This is a genomic window from Arthrobacter sp. TMS2-4, from assembly GCF_054511075.1.
Map to the genome: position 1 here is coordinate 95154 of NZ_JBTNDI010000002.1, position 14500 is coordinate 109653.

At 71.1% G+C, this 14500-nt stretch carries 13 protein-coding genes; 5 read left to right on the top strand and 8 right to left on the bottom strand.

The window, feature by feature from the left end:
- Positions 1-27: 27 nt before the first annotated feature.
- A complete protein-coding gene (locus ACX80F_RS03700) occupies positions 28-1002 on the bottom strand; it encodes an aldo/keto reductase (RefSeq protein WP_459335041.1) in 975 nt (324 codons plus the stop codon).
- A gap of 149 nt (positions 1003-1151) precedes the next feature.
- Between ACX80F_RS03700 and ACX80F_RS03705 the strand changes: the two genes are divergently transcribed.
- Complete coding sequence (locus ACX80F_RS03705) at positions 1152-2468, top strand: AI-2E family transporter (RefSeq protein ID WP_459335042.1); 1317 nt, start codon at positions 1152-1154, stop codon at positions 2466-2468.
- A complete protein-coding gene (locus ACX80F_RS03710; RefSeq protein ID WP_459335043.1) occupies positions 2461-3432 on the top strand; it encodes a D-2-hydroxyacid dehydrogenase in 972 nt (323 codons plus the stop codon). Before ACX80F_RS03705 ends, ACX80F_RS03710 begins: the two co-directional genes overlap by 8 nt.
- 5 nt (positions 3433-3437) lie before the next feature.
- Here the strand turns inward: ACX80F_RS03710 and ACX80F_RS03715 are convergent, their stop codons facing one another.
- Complete coding sequence (locus tag ACX80F_RS03715; RefSeq protein ID WP_459335044.1) at positions 3438-3851, bottom strand: VOC family protein; 414 nt, start codon at positions 3849-3851, stop codon at positions 3438-3440.
- 107 nt (positions 3852-3958) lie between these two features.
- Here ACX80F_RS03715 and ACX80F_RS03720 point away from each other — a divergent pair, with 107 nt between their 5' ends.
- A complete protein-coding gene (locus ACX80F_RS03720) occupies positions 3959-5218 on the top strand; it encodes a glycosyltransferase 87 family protein (protein ID WP_459335045.1) in 1260 nt (419 codons plus the stop codon).
- Here the strand turns inward: ACX80F_RS03720 and ACX80F_RS03725 are convergent.
- From ACX80F_RS03725 to ACX80F_RS03740, 4 genes are all read right to left on the bottom strand, one after another.
- The gene (locus ACX80F_RS03725) at positions 5205-6050 is read right to left on the bottom strand and encodes an NAD-dependent epimerase/dehydratase family protein (RefSeq protein WP_459335046.1); all 846 of its coding nucleotides are present in this window, start codon (positions 6048-6050) and stop codon (positions 5205-5207) included. The genes ACX80F_RS03720 and ACX80F_RS03725 overlap by 14 nt on opposite strands.
- 9 nt (positions 6051-6059) lie before the next feature.
- Positions 6060-7874 carry a glutaminase A gene (gene glsA, locus ACX80F_RS03730; RefSeq protein ID WP_459335047.1) on the bottom strand — a complete coding sequence of 605 codons (1815 nt, stop codon included), beginning with the start codon at positions 7872-7874 and terminating at the stop codon, positions 6060-6062.
- 168 nt (positions 7875-8042) lie between these two features.
- Positions 8043-8504, bottom strand: a complete 462-nt coding sequence (locus ACX80F_RS03735) for a hypothetical protein (protein ID WP_459335048.1) — start codon at positions 8502-8504, stop codon at positions 8043-8045.
- 54 nt (positions 8505-8558) lie between these two features.
- Positions 8559-10019 (bottom strand): APC family permease, encoded by a 1461-nt coding sequence (locus ACX80F_RS03740; RefSeq protein ID WP_459335049.1) that lies wholly within the window; start codon positions 10017-10019, stop codon positions 8559-8561.
- Positions 10020-10155: 136 nt separating this feature from the next.
- Here ACX80F_RS03740 and ACX80F_RS03745 point away from each other — a divergent pair, with 136 nt between their 5' ends.
- A complete protein-coding gene (locus ACX80F_RS03745; protein WP_459335050.1) occupies positions 10156-10818 on the top strand; it encodes a pentapeptide repeat-containing protein in 663 nt (220 codons plus the stop codon).
- Between the two features lie 35 nt (positions 10819-10853).
- On the opposite strand, the gene ACX80F_RS03750 is transcribed toward ACX80F_RS03745, so the two are convergent.
- Positions 10854-11834, bottom strand: a complete 981-nt coding sequence (locus tag ACX80F_RS03750; RefSeq protein ID WP_459335051.1) for a CPBP family intramembrane glutamic endopeptidase — start codon at positions 11832-11834, stop codon at positions 10854-10856.
- A 4-nt stretch (positions 11835-11838) separates the two neighbouring features.
- Positions 11839-12561 carry a YoaK family protein gene (locus ACX80F_RS03755; RefSeq protein ID WP_459335052.1) on the bottom strand — a complete coding sequence of 241 codons (723 nt, stop codon included), beginning with the start codon at positions 12559-12561 and terminating at the stop codon, positions 11839-11841.
- A gap of 129 nt (positions 12562-12690) precedes the next feature.
- Here ACX80F_RS03755 and ACX80F_RS03760 point away from each other — a divergent pair, with 129 nt between their 5' ends.
- Positions 12691-14499 (top strand): gamma-glutamyltransferase family protein, encoded by a 1809-nt coding sequence (locus tag ACX80F_RS03760; RefSeq protein ID WP_459335053.1) that lies wholly within the window; start codon positions 12691-12693, stop codon positions 14497-14499.
- Position 14500 lies beyond the last annotated feature (1 nt).

Sequence of the window (14500 nt, forward strand, 5' to 3'; positions counted from 1 at the left end):
GTCAACCGCCGCAGGGAAGGGCGGCCATCAGAACCCGACGAGCGGGTGGGGCACGTAGTGCTCCTCGAGCGCGTGGACCTCGGCGTCGGTCAGGTCGAGGTCGAGGGAGGCCACGGCGTCCTCGAGGTGCCGGGTCTTCCCGACCCCGACGATCGGCGCGGACACCACAGGGTTGCGCGACACCCAGGCGAGGGCCACCTGGGCGCGGGACACGCCGCGGGCCTCGGCCACCGTCCCGACGGCGTCCGCGACCCGGCGGTCGGCGTCGAGGGTGCCGTAGAGCGTCCTGCCGAACTGGTCGGACTCCGAGCGCGTCGTCGTCTCGTCCCACGGGCGGGTGAGCTTCCCGCGCGCGAGCGGGCTCCACGGCAGGACACCGATGCCCTGGTCAGCGCACAGTCCGTACATCTCGCGCTCCTCCTCGCGGTTGATCAGGTTGTAGTGGTCCTGCATGGAGACGAACCGGGTCCAGCCGTTGATGCGCTGCAGGTAGAGGGCCTTCGAGAATTGCCAGGCATACATCGAGGACGCCCCGAGGTAGCGCACCTTGCCCGCCTTCACGACGTCGTGCAGGGCCTCGAGGGTCTCCTCGAGGGGCGTCGCGGGATCGAAACGGTGGATCTGGTAGAGGTCCACGTAGTCGGTCCCGAGGCGGCGAAGGCTGTTGTCCAGCTCCGCAAGGATCGCCTTGCGCGAGAGACCGGCGCCGTTGGGGCCCTCGTGCATGCGGCCGTGGACCTTCGTGGCGATGACGGTGTCCTCACGGCGCGTGAAGTCGGCCAGGGCGCGGCCCACGATCTCCTCGCTGGACCCGTCCGAGTACACGTTGGCGGTGTCGAAGAAGTTGATGCCCGCCTCCACGGCGGCACGGATCAGGGGGCGGCTCTGTTCCTCGGGGAGGGTCCACGCATGGTTGCCGCGGTCGGGGGAGCCGTAGCTCATGCAGCCGAGGGCCAGCGCGGAGATGTCGAGGCCGGTCGAACCGAGTTTCACGTAGCGCATGCGTCACCTTTGTTGCCGTCGGGGAGGTCAGGGTGCTTCCACGGAGACCCTGCAGTGCCAGCAGCAACACTAGCCCCGACTGAAAGCCGACGCCGTGAAGGTCAGGCGGGTCCCGGCGCGCATGACGGGGTGTAGGGCAGGATGGCTACGTGACACGCGAGAATCCCGAGAGCACCACCGGCCCGAACGGCACCGGCATCCCCACCGGTAGGGGCGTCCCCACCGGCCCCGACAACCCCACCGGAGCCGGCACGCCGGCCGACGACGGCACCCCCGCCGCCGAGCCGCACGGGTCCACGGTGGCCCGCCGTTTCAGGCCCCGCGCCCTCGCGGACGGGCTGCGCGTCAGCGCCGCCTGGACCGCCCGCGCGCTGATCGTCCTCGCCGGCCTGGTGGTCCTCTGGTACGTCATCGGGGCGCTGTGGTCGATCGTGCTGCCCACCCTCTTCGCGCTGCTCCTCGCCTCGGTGCTGTGGCCCGTCAACCGGTTCCTGCGCAGGGGCCTGCCGAAGGTCCTGGCCGCCCTGCTGACGCTGCTCGGCTTCATCGCGGTCGTCGTCGGCATCGGGGCGGCGACCATCCCCGCCATCGCGACCGGCGTCACCGAGCTCTCGACCCTGGCCCGCGACAACGTCGCCGATCTCGTGGACTTCGTCGCCGGCCCGCCGCTGAACCTCGAGGCGGCCAGTCTCGACGACGTCGTCGACACCGCCCTGACCGAGCTCCAGGCGAACGTCGGGAACGTCGTCTCCGGGATCACGGCGGGGCTGAGCGAACTGACCTCCCTGACCGTGGTCGTGCTGCTGGCGCTCGTCTTCACGTTCTTCTGCCTCAAGGACGGCGACCGCTTCATGCCGTGGGCGTCCCGCTGGACGAACTCCGCCGCCTTCGGCCACGCCTCGACGATCGCCAGCGGGACCTGGAAGACCCTGTCCTCCTACATCTTCGCCCAGGCCACCGTCGCGCTCGTGGACGCCGTCTTCATCGGACTCGGGCTCGTCCTGCTGGACATCCCGCTCGCCATCCCGCTGGCGGTGCTCGTGTTCTTCTCCGCCTTCATCCCCGTGGTCGGGGCGATCGTGTCCGGGCTCCTGGCGACCCTCGTCGCCTTCCTCGCGTACGGCTGGGTGAGCGCCCTGGTGGTGCTCGGCCTCGTGGTGCTGGTCCAGCAGCTCGAGAGCAACTTCATCCAGCCGCTGCTGGTGGGTCGCACGCTCGAGATCCACCCCGCCGTCGTCCTCGCCTCCGTCACGGTGGGCGGAACCCTTTTCGGGCTCGTCGGCGCGTTCCTCGCGGTCCCGACGACGGCGGTCGCCATCGTGGTGCTCCGCTACCTCCGCGACCTGTCCACCGAGTATCGGCCGGAGCGGGACGTCGGGGCCCAGGACGGGCCGCCGCAGGGTCCCGGGGCGACGACGACGGAAGCAGGGCCGCTGGCGCACAGCCCCGAGCAGTCCGGTGCGTGAGCGGCCCGTGGTGGCCGTGCTCGAGGGAGCGCGGCCCGTCAGGGGGCTCGAGCGCGTCGCCGGGCTCGCCGAGGTGCGGGTGGCGCAGGCCGAGGACCTCGACCGCGCGCTCGACGGCGCCGACGTGCTCTACCTGTGGGACTACTTCTCCGGGGCGCTGCCCGCTGCCTGGCATGCCGCCGGCTCCCTGCGCTGGCTGCACGTCGCCGCGGCCGGGGTGGACAAGCTGTTGTTCCCCGGCCTCGTGGACTCCGACGTCGTCGTCACGAACGCGCACGGCGTCTTCGACCAGCCGATGGCCGAGTACGTCCTCGGCGCCATGCTGCACGCCGCGAAGGGCTTCGGTCCGCTGCGCGACCAGCAGCGGGCCGGGCAATGGACGTGGCGCGAGGGCCGGAACATCGCCGGCACCCGCGCGCTCGTCGTGGGCACGGGCAGTATCGGCCGCCACACGGCGCGCCTCCTGCGCGCGGTCGGGGTGCGCGTCGAGGGGGCGGGCCGCACCGCCGCCCTGCACGACGACGACTTCGGCCGCATCCACTCCTCCGCGGACCTGGCGAGTGTCGTGGGTGACGTGGACTGGCTCGTCCTCGTGGCGCCCCTGACCCCGGCCACCGAGAATCTTGTGAGCGCGGAGGTCATTGCGGCGCTCCCACCCTCGACGGTCGTGATCAACGTGGGCCGCGGCCGGCTCGTGGACGAGGAGGCGCTCGTCCGCTCCCTCGCGTCCGGGAGGATCGCGGGGGCGGTGCTGGACACCTTCGCCGTCGAACCGCTTCCGCCGGAGCATCCTCTGTGGTTCCTGCCGACAGTCCTGGTCACCCCGCACATGGCGAGCAACGCCGATTCCTGGCTGGACGACCTCGCCGCCCAGTTCGAGCGGAACTTCCTGCTGTGGCGGGAGGGCCGCCCGCTGCCCGGCGTCGTCGACAAGGCCCTCGGGAACGTCCCCTCGGGGAGCTGACCTGATCAGGGGCCACCCTCCGGGCGCGCCTCCGCAGGCGCCTGGATGACCAGCAGCATGGTGCCCTCCGGGTCGCGGACGTAGGCCACCGTCTCACCCCACGGCATGGGCGACGGACGCAGCGGCACCTGCGCCTGCGCCGCGTACGCGGCATCGACGACGGCCGCGAGATCCTGCACATAGAGGCAGACGTCGACGGCGTGGCCGGTGGCCGGCAGGGGCGTGGCGCCGTACAGGGCCGGCGACGTGCCGACCCCGAGGGCGATCTGCCCGTCCCCGATGCGCAGCGCGACGTAGACCGCCTCGCCCACGTCGGGGAACCGGTAGGTCTGGCGGGCCGCGAACACGCGTTCGTAGAACGCGCACGTGGACGCCAGATCGCTGCAGTTGATGATCGGGAACACCTCGCGCCGTGTCATCGCCCAAGGGTATGCCCCGCGGCCCGGGGTGCCGTGGGAGATTGGCGCGGGCCACACGCCGGGTGAGACGATTGCCGCTGCCGCCATCCGCCGATCAGGAGCCATTCGTGCGCATCCGCCCGCCCCGCCCGGAGACCCGCAACAGCGCCCGCTCGGTCTGGCTGTTCTTCGCCCTCATCCACGCCGGGTTCCTCGCGCGGCTGCTGCCGTTCATCCTCGACGGGGGAGTGCTCAGTGACGTCCGCTTCTACCGGGAGTGGGCCTACCAGGCACTGGGCGACGGCGTGTGGCAGGGCATCGACACGGCGTGGGTGTACCCGGCCGGCGCCCTGGCTCCGATGCTCGTCGCCGCCGTCCTCGGACCCCACCTGTACCAGCTGGCCTGGTTCGTGCTCTTCGCGGGCCTCAACGCCGTCGGGGTCGCCGCCCTGATCCGGCGGGGCACGCCGTCGTCCTTCACCGCCGCCTACTGGTGGCTCGTCGCGACCGCGCTCCTCGGACCCGTGGCCGTGGGCAGGATCGACGGGCTGACCGCGCCGCTGGTCATCACCGCGCTGCTGATCGTCGCCGCGCGGCCGTTCGTCGCGTCCCTCCTGCTGAGCGCCGCCACCTGGATGAAGGTGTGGCCGGCCGCCGTGGTCCTCGCCGCGCTCGTCGTCGTCCGCGAGGGCCGGCTCCGGATCCTCGCCGCGGGTGCCGCGTTCACGGCCGGCGTCGCCGTCGTGGTCGCGGTATTCGGCGACGTCCGCAACCTCACCGGTTTCCTGGGAGCCCAGGGCGCCCGCGGCATGCAGCTCGAGGCGCCGCTCAGCACGCCGGGCGTGTGGCAGGCGATCACGGGGACCTCCGGCGCGTACTTCTTCGAGGACGAGGTCATCAACACCATGGAGGTCCGGGGTGCCCTGAGCGGGGTGGTGGGGGACCTCATGACGCCGCTGCTCGCGCTCACGGTGGTCCTCGTGGCCGTGTTCCTCGCGATCGCCCTGCACCGTGGAGCCGAGCCGGGGGCGCTGCTCGCCACCGGGTCGCTGGCCCTCGTCAGCACGCTCGTGGTGTTCAACAAGGTGGGCTCGCCGCAGTTCATGCTGTGGATCACGGCGACGATCGCCGCGGGCCTCGTGCTGGACCGGGCCTCGGAGTGGCGCTACCCGGCGATCACGATGCTCGTGACGGCGGCCCTGACCACCCTGGTCTATCCCGTGTTCTACGACGCCCTGCGCTACGACCTGAATCCCGCCGTCGCCGTCCTGCTGACGCTGCGGAACCTGCTCGTGGTGAGCATCTTCGTGTGGTCGCTCGTGCGGCTGGGGCGCCTCACGGCGCGGGCACGCGCTGCGGCGGCGATCGCCGCGCCTAGGGGTGCCTGACGCCCTGCCCGGCGAGCACCGCCCGGTAGCCTTCGCGGTAGGTCGGGTAGCGGAAGGTGAAGCCGGTCGCACGGAGCAGGCTGCTGTCCACGCGGCGGGCACCGCCCCGGCTCGACGTCGACTCGCCCCGCGGCGGTTCCGGCAGCTCCAACTCGGCGGCCAGGAAGCTCAGCACCTCACCGAGATCCACGGGCAGTTCGTCACTGCCGAGGTAGATCGGCGCGGGGGATGCGACCGCGGTGACGAGATGGACGATCGCGGCGGCGGCGTCGTCGCGGTGGATGCGGTTGGTCCACTGGGGTTCCGACGGCAGTACGGCTCTCCCGCTGCGCACCTGGTCGATCAATCGGGTGCGGCCGGGGCCGTAGATCCCCGAGAGCCGGAGGACGGTCCCCTCGGCCGAGCCCTCGAGGAGGACCTGCTCGGCCTCCCGCACCAGCCGGGCCGTGGGTGCCGTGCTCTCCGCCGGTGATTCCTCGGTGACGCGTGCACCGCCGAAGTCTCCGTACACCGCGGTGGAGGAGACGAAGAGGATCCGACGGGGTGCGACGCCGTCGCGCTCGAGTGCGGCCAGGACGGCGCGGGTCGCATCCACGTAGGCGCTGCGATACGCGGCCTCGGTGCGGTCCCCGGCGGCGGTGGCGATGACCACGACGTCGGTGTCCGACGGGATGGGCGGGAGGTGCTGCGTGAGGTCCACGGCCACACCCTCGATCGCCGCGGGGAGGCGTCCGGCGGACCGGCGCCAGCCGACCACGCGCTCGCCCCGGGCGGCCAGCCGCAGCCCCACCTCTGTCCCGAGATCCCCGCAGCCCGCTATCAATACCGTCATCAGACCACCCTAGTCCCGGATGCGTACCGCGGTTTCGCGCAGGTACAGGTCCACCCGCGTGTAGGCGTCCCGCGTCAGTGCCTTCCAGAGTTCGACCGCCAGCTTCGGGTCCTCCTTCTCGATGGCCTTGATGGCCTGTGCCGTGAGCACCTTCACGTGCACGTCCTCCAGGGCCTTCACGGTGGTTTCCTGACGGTCGTCGCTGCCGAGCGCCAGCTCGCCGAACGTCATGCCGGCACTCAGCGTGGTCAGTTTGAGGCGCTCGCCGGAGGGCCCGGGCACCGAAGTGACGATCTTGCCGGAGAGGATGAAGTAGACGCCGCCGAAGGTCTGTCCCACGCGACGCACCACATGGCCCTTCTCGTAGGTGCGGTCCTCCATGCGCAGCGTCAGGGCCTCGATGTCCTCGTCGGTGAGCGGGCTCAGCGCCGGGCACTGGGACACCTCGACCTTCGAGGGGAGCAGGAGGTCCCCGCCGTATTGCGTGATGAGTTCGTTCTCGCACCACTCGACGGCGGCGGTGCGTGTGTCGAAGGTGGGGACGGGCCGGTCCACATCCTTGAAGGTCTCCGCGAGGGTGCCCTCGCCGTCGATCAGCACGAGGTCGCATCCCATCGTGGTGAGGTTCTCCCGCACCTCGCCGAGCAGGCGCAGGGAGACATCGGCGACCTCGTCGACGCGGCGCAGGTCGAGGATCACGAAGTCGACGTCGTCGTCGAGTCCGCTCAGTTCGCGGACCATCGATTCCGTGCCCGCGAAGAGCAGGTCGCCGTTGAGTTCGATCACCTGGGCCCGATGCCCGTGGTCGCGGAGGACGTCCATCGCCTCATCCGTGCGCCGGATGCCCGACGGCGTGGCCAGGATGTCGTAGGTGGCACGGATGGCCGATTTCCCGGCGCGCGCGGCCCGGACGAAGTGCAGCTCCATGTCCCGGGACAGGCGCTGGCTCGTGGCCATGCCGCGCACGCTGCTGCCGTGCTCGTCGAGGGGCGGAGAGTAGATGGCCAGGCCCACCTGGCCGGGCAGGACGGCGATCGTCCCGCCCGCCACACCGCTCTTGGCGGGCATGCCCACCGTGCTGATCCAGGACCCGGCGTCGTCGTACATACCGCACGTGGTCATCACGGACAGGACGCGTTCGACGGCGAGCAGGTCCATCACCTCCACGCCGGTCAGCGGGTTACGCCCCGAGTTCGCGAGCGTCGCGGCCATGACCGAGAGGTCCATGCAGTTGACCATGACCGAGCACTGGCGGAAGTAGTCCTCGATGACCGGTGTGGGGTCGTCCTCGATGATCCCGAAGGACCGGAGCAGGTAGGCGAGGGCGCGGTTGCGGTGGCCGTGCTCCACCTCGGAGCGGAAGATCTCCTCGTCGACGCCCAGCTGGCGGCCCGCGAACTGCGAGTAGGTGCTGAGGATGCGCTTGAAGCGCGTGTTGCCACCGCGCGACCGGACGAGGGACGTGGCGGTGAGCGCGCCGGCGTTGATCATCGCGTTCGAGGGGCGACCGCTTCCGGGCGCGAGCGAGATCTCGTTGAACGTGTCCCCGGAGGGCTCGACGTCGACCTTCGCGTCCACGGCCTCCATGCCGAGGTCCGCCAGCGCGAGACCGTACGTGAAGGGCTTCGAGATGGACTGGATGGTGAATTCCTCGCGCGTGTCACCGACCTCGTACATGTAGCCGTCCACCGTCGTCAGGCAGATCCCGAAGTTGTCGGGATCGACGTTCGCCATGGCGGGGATGGTGCTGTAGGGCTTGCCGTCCTTCAGATCGGAGATCTCCCGGTGGATGGTCTTCAGGTAGCTCTCGATCGGTGATTCCATGCTCTCCACCCTACGGCGGCAACGCCCGGCGATTGACCGGCCTCGGTATGGTGGTCGGCCGGCGGCCGATCACCGGCCGATCACCGGCCGACCACCGGCCGACCACCGGCCGACCACCGGCCGACCACCGGCCGACCACCGGCCGATCACCGGCCGATCAGGGGCTGGTCAGCGGCTCGTGAGCGTGTGCCGGACCGAGAGCACGAAGAGCTGGACGACGGCGGTGGCCACGCCGAGCAGCAGCAGGATCGGGGAGGCCATGCTCGTATAGGTGAACCAGGGCGCGAAGTAGGGGCCCGTCTGGACCGCGGACATCGCCTCGGCGTACTCCTCCGCGTGGATCATCGGTGCCGCGAGGAGGTAGGCGCCGAGCGCCACGAGGACGCCGGCGACACCCCAGATCCAGCGGTCGTACGGGTTCCGCCGGGACGCGGCCCCGGTCGCGTGGCCACCCGGCTCAGGGGGCACCTCGCGGATCACGGAGGTCCCCGGGCCGGCCGGCCCGGCGGTGGGACTCGGTCCGGGAGCGCCGGAGGGCGAGCCTGCCGCCGTCGCCGCATCCGGGGCACCACCGCGCTGGTAGATGCCCTCGTAGCGTGGATCGTGCGTGGGCCGCGGGCCACTGCTCATCGGTTGTCCTCCCCCTGGATCGACGAATGACCCCAGTAAAGCACGGCGGGTGGGTCAGCGGACCCCGCTCCGGCGGTCGGCGAGTGTCTCGAGGAGCCGCTCCTCGGCGTCGTGCCCCGGGGCGATCCCGCGGGGGATGCGCAGCAGGAAGACGACGCCCAGGACCCACCACAGGCCGAACAGGATCCAGGGCGGGGGCGTCAGCGCGGCGGGCATCCCGGGCAGGTACAGGCTCAGCAGGGCGATGCAGAGGATGGCGGCGATCCACCCGATCGCCGTGCCGCCGTTGCCGGCCCCGCCGATGCGCAGCGGCCGCTCCATGGCCGGTTCGCGGCGGCGCAGGATCACGAAGACGACCGAGACCAGGATGTAGGCGAGGACGATGCTGGGAGCGCCGGAGTCGACGAGCCAGCCCAGCATCTGCGTGCCGAAGAATGGGGCCATGAAGGACAGGGCGCCGATGAACATCAGGGCGTTCACGGGAGTGCGGTAGCGCGGGTGCAGCACGCCGAACCAGCGGGGGAGCATGCCGGAGCGCGCCATGGAGTACATCAGGCGGGAGGCGCCCAGGAGCAGCGAGTTCCAGGAGGTGAGGATGCCCGCGATGCCGCCGGCGATCAGCACGTTGGCCATGAGGTCCGAGCCGAACATCGTGCCCATCGCGTCGGCGGTCGCGATGTCCGCGTCGGCGAGCTCGTCCGCGGGCATCGCGGACGAGGTGGTCAGGATGGTCATCACGTACCAGATGGTGGCGAGGACGACGGCGACGACGACGAGGCGGCCGATCTGCCGCGCGGGGATGTTGACCTCTTCGGCGGACTGCGGGATGACGTCGAAGCCGACGAACAGGAACGGCACCACGACCAGGACGGCGAAGAACCCGGCCGAGCCGCCCGTGAAGAAGGGCTCCATGTTGGCCGCCGATCCACCGGTGACACTGCCGAAGACCAGGATCAGCCCGATGACGAGGAGGAACACGACCACGAAGGTCTGCGCGGCCCCTGCGATCTTCACGCCGCGGATGTTGATGAGGGTGACCACCACGGCCGCGACCGCGCCGACGAGGGCCCACGTCAGGTGCACCTCGTCGCCGGCCACCGTCCAGAGGGGGATCCGGCTGAGCCCGGGGAAGATGTACTCGGCGGTCCGGGGGAGTGCCACGGCCTCGAAGGCGACGATGGTGACGTAGCCGCCGGTGATGGCCCAGGAGCCCACGAAGGACCAGCGGGGGCCCATGCCACGCAGGAGGAAGTTGTGCTCGCCACCCGCCTTCGGCATGGCGGCGGTCAGCTCCGCGTACGTGAGGCCGACGACGCCCATGATGACGCCGCCCGTCACCATCGCGAGGACCGCTCCGCCGGTTCCTGCCGACGCGATCCAGCCGCCGGTCAGGACCACCCAGCCGAAGCCGATCATCGCCCCGAACCCGAGGGCGAGGGCGTCCCAGTTCCCCAGGACCTTCAGGAGCGAGGCATGTTCCGCGCCTGTTCCGTGTGTGCTGTCGGGCTTCGGCATGTCGGCTCCTTCAACGATCGGGTGCTCCACTGTACGAGTTCGGCTGTTCCGGGTGAATTGTTTCGTCGATGATGGGATGAAAACCGTCCGTCGCACCGGTCGGCCCGGAGTGATACGACGACGAACGGATCCAGCGATGCCACCGCGCAGCACGACGAACCCGCCACGCCTGTCCCTGCAGCGGCCGGGGGACCTCACGCACATCGAGGCGCCGGGCCTGCTCGACGGTGACCATCGGGAGGGCGAGCACTACGGGAGGCTGGTGCTCGACGGCGAGGACCTGGCCGGGACCACCCTGCAGGAGTGCGTGCTCGAGGCCGTGTCCCTGGACGACACCGACCTGCGGGGTGCACGCTTCATCGGCTGCGCCTTCGAGGACCTCTTCGCGCCGGTGCTCCGGGCGCCGCGCAGTGCCTGGCGCGAGACCTCGCTGCTGAGTACCCGCTGGGGTTCGGCGGAGCTGTACGACAGCAGGTTCGACGGCGTCCGGATCGACGGCGGGAAGCTCGACTACGTGAACCTGCGGAGCGCCCAGCTGACGGACGTCCTCGTGAGCGGATGCATCATCGGCGAACTGGACCTCACCGGCGCCCGGGCCACCCGCCTGGCGCTGCGCGACTGCACCATCGGCACCCTCACGCTCGACGGCGCCCGGTTGAAGGACGTGGACCTGCGCACCAGCAGCTTCCGCGGGATCAACGGCCTCGACGGACTGCGGGGCGCCACGATCGACGAACACCAGTTGCTGGTGCTGGCCCCGTTCCTCGCCGAGGGCATGGGCCTACGGATCGAGGCCTGAGGCCGGGAGGACCCCCGGCGGTCGGTCGTCAGAGGTCAGTCCTCGATCATCTGTCGCGGGGGGAGGGGTGGGCCCGGCACCCCGTTCGCCGGTTCCGGCGCCGGCCACAGGGTGACGGTCCGCGTCCGGGCGACGCCCCGGCGGTCCGCCAGGCGGACGATGATCACGGCCGTGAGGGCCATGGTCGCGACGGACAGGACGAGCCCGCTCAGTGACCCCTCGGTGGAGTTCACATCCACGAGCCCGAACGCCCCGAGGACGAAGATGGTCATGTTGTTGACGGCGTGCACAGCGATCGCGGCTTCCAGCCCGCCCGTCCGCCACGTGATCCAGCCCGCGAAGATCGCGAAGATCGCCACGTCGGCCTGCCCGAGCGGATCGTAGCCGTGGCCGAGGACGAAGAGCGGGACGGGGAGCAGGATCGCGAAGGCGGGATGGCGGAGCCAGCTGCCGATGGCCTGCATCAGGAAGCCCCGGAACACGTACTCCTCCGCGGCGGCCTGGAACGGGACGGCGAGGACGGACAGGGCGAGCAGGATGAGCAGGGTGGTCGTCTCCGGCGGCACGGGCAACGGTTCGGCCTCCACCGGGAAGAGCACGCCGACCCCGAAGGAGACCACGAGGTTCACGAGGAACACGGCCACGGAGACGCCTGCGCAGACCGCGAGCCACCGCCACCGGATATGGCCGGCGACGGACGAGAGCAGGCCGATCGGCCGGGGGCCCACGATCAGGGCCGCCAGGGCGAGGGCGGGAATCATCAGGATCAGCGAGACGAGGGTGAACGCGAACATCACCGGGTTGCTGAGATCCAGCACGGACAGGGCATCGAAGTAGGGTCCGACCCCCGCAGGTGTCAGGCTCGCGAGGGCGAGCCCCGTGACAAGGACCATGAGCACGAAGACGACGTAGAACACCCCACCGAGCAGGACGGTGAGGAGCGGCTTCCACCAGCGGTGCTGCGGCCAGGATCGTGCCAGGCGGTGGAATGCGAACTGCTCTTCGACCGTATGCATGCGTCTACCGTAGTGCGGCTTCCCCGACATTTCCTGTGACGGCGTCCTTCACGTCCCGTCGATGCCGGAGGTGCCCGAGCAGGGTGACGACGGCGGAGAGGACCGCCGACACCGCGATGCCAACCCAGAGGTCGGCCTTCAGGGCCAGGGCGCCGACGACGGCACCGGCCATGATCAGTGCGATCGCCGAGGCCCGGCGGGCCCAGAAGGGACTCTTCCCCCCGGCGAGGCGGGAGTCCGAGGCGAGGCCCGTGATGGTGGACGTGACGACGACGGTGGTGATCTCGGCGACCTTGAGGCGCTTGGCGGTCGCCGCCTGCACGCCCATCACGGTGGCGAGCACCGACGTCGTGATGCTGCCGAGGATCTCCTCGGCGGTGACGTCGACCAGCGCGACGTAGACGGCGAGAGCGGTCAGGCCGACCGTCACCGCGAGGAGCATGCCGGAGGTGCGGCCGGACCACCCCTCGGGTCCGTTCCGCAGGGCCCGGCCGGCGAGCGCGGCGCCCACCATGAAGAAGACGAGGGCCAGGGCCGGCCGGAGGATGGGCAGGTCGGCCCCGCCGGCGAAGGCCATGCCGAGGAGCACCACGTTGCCGGTCATGTTGCCCGTGAAGACGCGATCCAGCCCCAGGTAGCCGACGGCGTCGATCACCCCGGTGGAGAAGGTCAGGATGAGCATGAGCCACAGGTGGAGGCGGTCCGTTGCCACCCGGTTCTTCGTCACGATGATGTCCTTCAGTACAATGTGGGCGAATGTATACGAAGCTTATCCTCGGACTGCCGATTGTATTCAATGCTCACAGTCCCGCGACCGCGGTCGCGCACCGCCGATCCCCCGTCGAAAGGGACAACGATGACGTACACGCCCCCGCCCTCCTTCACCACCCGCCCCACGCTCCAGGGCACGTTCGGCATGAGCGCCTCGACGCACTGGCTGGCCACCGCCTCTGCGCAGGCGGTCCTGGAACGTGGCGGTAACGCCTTCGACGCCGCGGTGGCCGGGGCGTTCGTCCTCCACGTCGTCGAGCCCCACCTCAACGGTCCCGGTGGGGACATGACCGGCGTCTTCGCCACGGCGGAGGACCCGGGCCGGCCGGTCGTCCTCATGGGGCAGGGGCCCGCGCCGGCCGCGGCCACCCGCGAGCACTACCTCGCCGAGGGACTGGAACTCGTCCCCGGCGCGGGCGCGCTCGCTGCCGCGGTACCCGCCGCCGTCGACGCCTGGCTGATCCTCCTCCGCGACCACGGCACGTGGGAACTCGGGGACGTCCTCGAGTTCGCTTGTCGGTACGCGCGGGACGGGCACCCCGTCCTCGGCCGCGTGGGCGCGACGATCGCCGCCGTGGCGGACCTCTTCACCGAGCACTGGCCCACCTCCGCAGCCCTGTGGATGCCCGAGGGCAGGCCGCCGCGGGAGGGCGAGATGATCCGCAACGAGGCGTACGCCCGCGTGCTCGGATCCCTCGTCGACGCCGGGGCCGACGCCGCGACACGGGCAGAGCGCATCGACGCCGCGCGCCTCGAGTGGCGGACCGGGCGCGTGGCGCAGGCCGCCGTCGAGTTCTGCCGGACCCCGCACCGGCACTCCTCCGGGCTCGACCACGCCGGTGTCCTGGCCCTCGAGGACTTCGCGGGCTTCGAGGCGGGGTACGAGGAGGCCGCGACCCTGGAGTTCCGCGGCTACACCATCGCGAAGACCGGGCCGTGGGGCCAGGGCCCGGCCCTGCTGCAGACCCTCGCGATCCTCGACGGGTTCGACGACGAGCGGCTCGACCCGTCCACCGCCCTCGGGGCGCACACCATCCTCGAGGCGCAGAAGCTCGCCATCGCCGACCGCGAGGCCTACTACGGGGACGCCGACGTTCCCATGGAGTACCTGCTCTCGGCCGAGTACGCCGCCGGGCGGCGCGCGCTCATCGGTGACGACGCCTCCCTCGACTTCCGGCCCGGCACCGTCCCGGGACGCACCCCCTTCACCCCGCCGCTGCGCACCGACTACACGCCACCCGCCCTGGTGGGCGGTGGCGGGTTCGCCGGGGTGGGCGAGCCCACGGTGTCCCGCAGCGGCGAGACCCGCGGCGACACGTGTCACATCGACGTCGTCGACGCCGCCGGGAACATGGTCTCCGCGACGCCGAGCGGCGGCTGGCTGCAGTCCTCGCCGACCATCCCCGAGCTCGGCTTCTGCCTCGGGTCACGGCTCCAGATGACCTGGCTCGAGGACGGGGCGCCGTCCACGCTGGAACCCGGCAAGCGGCCGCGCACCACGCTCACCCCGACGCTCATCCTGAAGGACGGCAGGCCCGTCGTCGCCCTCGGGTCGCCCGGCGGCGACCAGCAGGACCAGTGGCAGCTGCTCTACATCCTGCGCACCATCGTGGGCGGATACACCCCGCAGCAGGCCATCGACGCCCCGTCCCTCCACACGACGTCGATCCCCGGATCCTTCTGGCCGCGCACCTGGGAGCCCGGCGGCGCCGTGGTCGAGGACCGGCTGGGGGAGGAGGTGATCGCGGACCTGGAACGCCGCGGCCACGTCGTCACGCGTGCGGGGGACTGGTCGCTCGGCCGGCTCTCGGCCGTCACCCGGGACCACGGGACCGGCGTGCTGTCGGCCGCCGCCAACCCGCGGGGAGCGCAGGGGTATGCGGCGGGACGCTGAG

Excerpts from the sequence above, each read along its gene's own strand:
- ACX80F_RS03700 (WP_459335041.1), bottom strand. The coding sequence starts at position 1,002 with ATGCGCTACGTGAAACTCGGTTCGACCGGCCTCGACATCTCCGCGCTG.
- ACX80F_RS03715 (WP_459335044.1), bottom strand. The coding sequence starts at position 3,851 with ATGACACGGCGCGAGGTGTTCCCGATCATCAACTGCAGCGATCTGGCG.
- ACX80F_RS03725 (WP_459335046.1), bottom strand. The coding sequence starts at position 6,050 with ATGACGGTATTGATAGCGGGCTGCGGGGATCTCGGGACAGAGGTGGGG.
- glsA (WP_459335047.1), bottom strand. The coding sequence starts at position 7,874 with ATGGAATCACCGATCGAGAGCTACCTGAAGACCATCCACCGGGAGATC.
- ACX80F_RS03735 (WP_459335048.1), bottom strand. The coding sequence starts at position 8,504 with ATGAGCAGTGGCCCGCGGCCCACGCACGATCCACGCTACGAGGGCATC.
- ACX80F_RS03740 (WP_459335049.1), bottom strand. The coding sequence starts at position 10,019 with ATGCCGAAGCCCGACAGCACACACGGAACAGGCGCGGAACATGCCTCG.
- ACX80F_RS03745 (WP_459335050.1), top strand. The coding sequence starts at position 10,156 with ATGCCACCGCGCAGCACGACGAACCCGCCACGCCTGTCCCTGCAGCGG.
- ACX80F_RS03750 (WP_459335051.1), bottom strand. The coding sequence starts at position 11,834 with ATGCATACGGTCGAAGAGCAGTTCGCATTCCACCGCCTGGCACGATCC.
- ACX80F_RS03760 (WP_459335053.1), top strand. The coding sequence starts at position 12,691 with ATGACGTACACGCCCCCGCCCTCCTTCACCACCCGCCCCACGCTCCAG.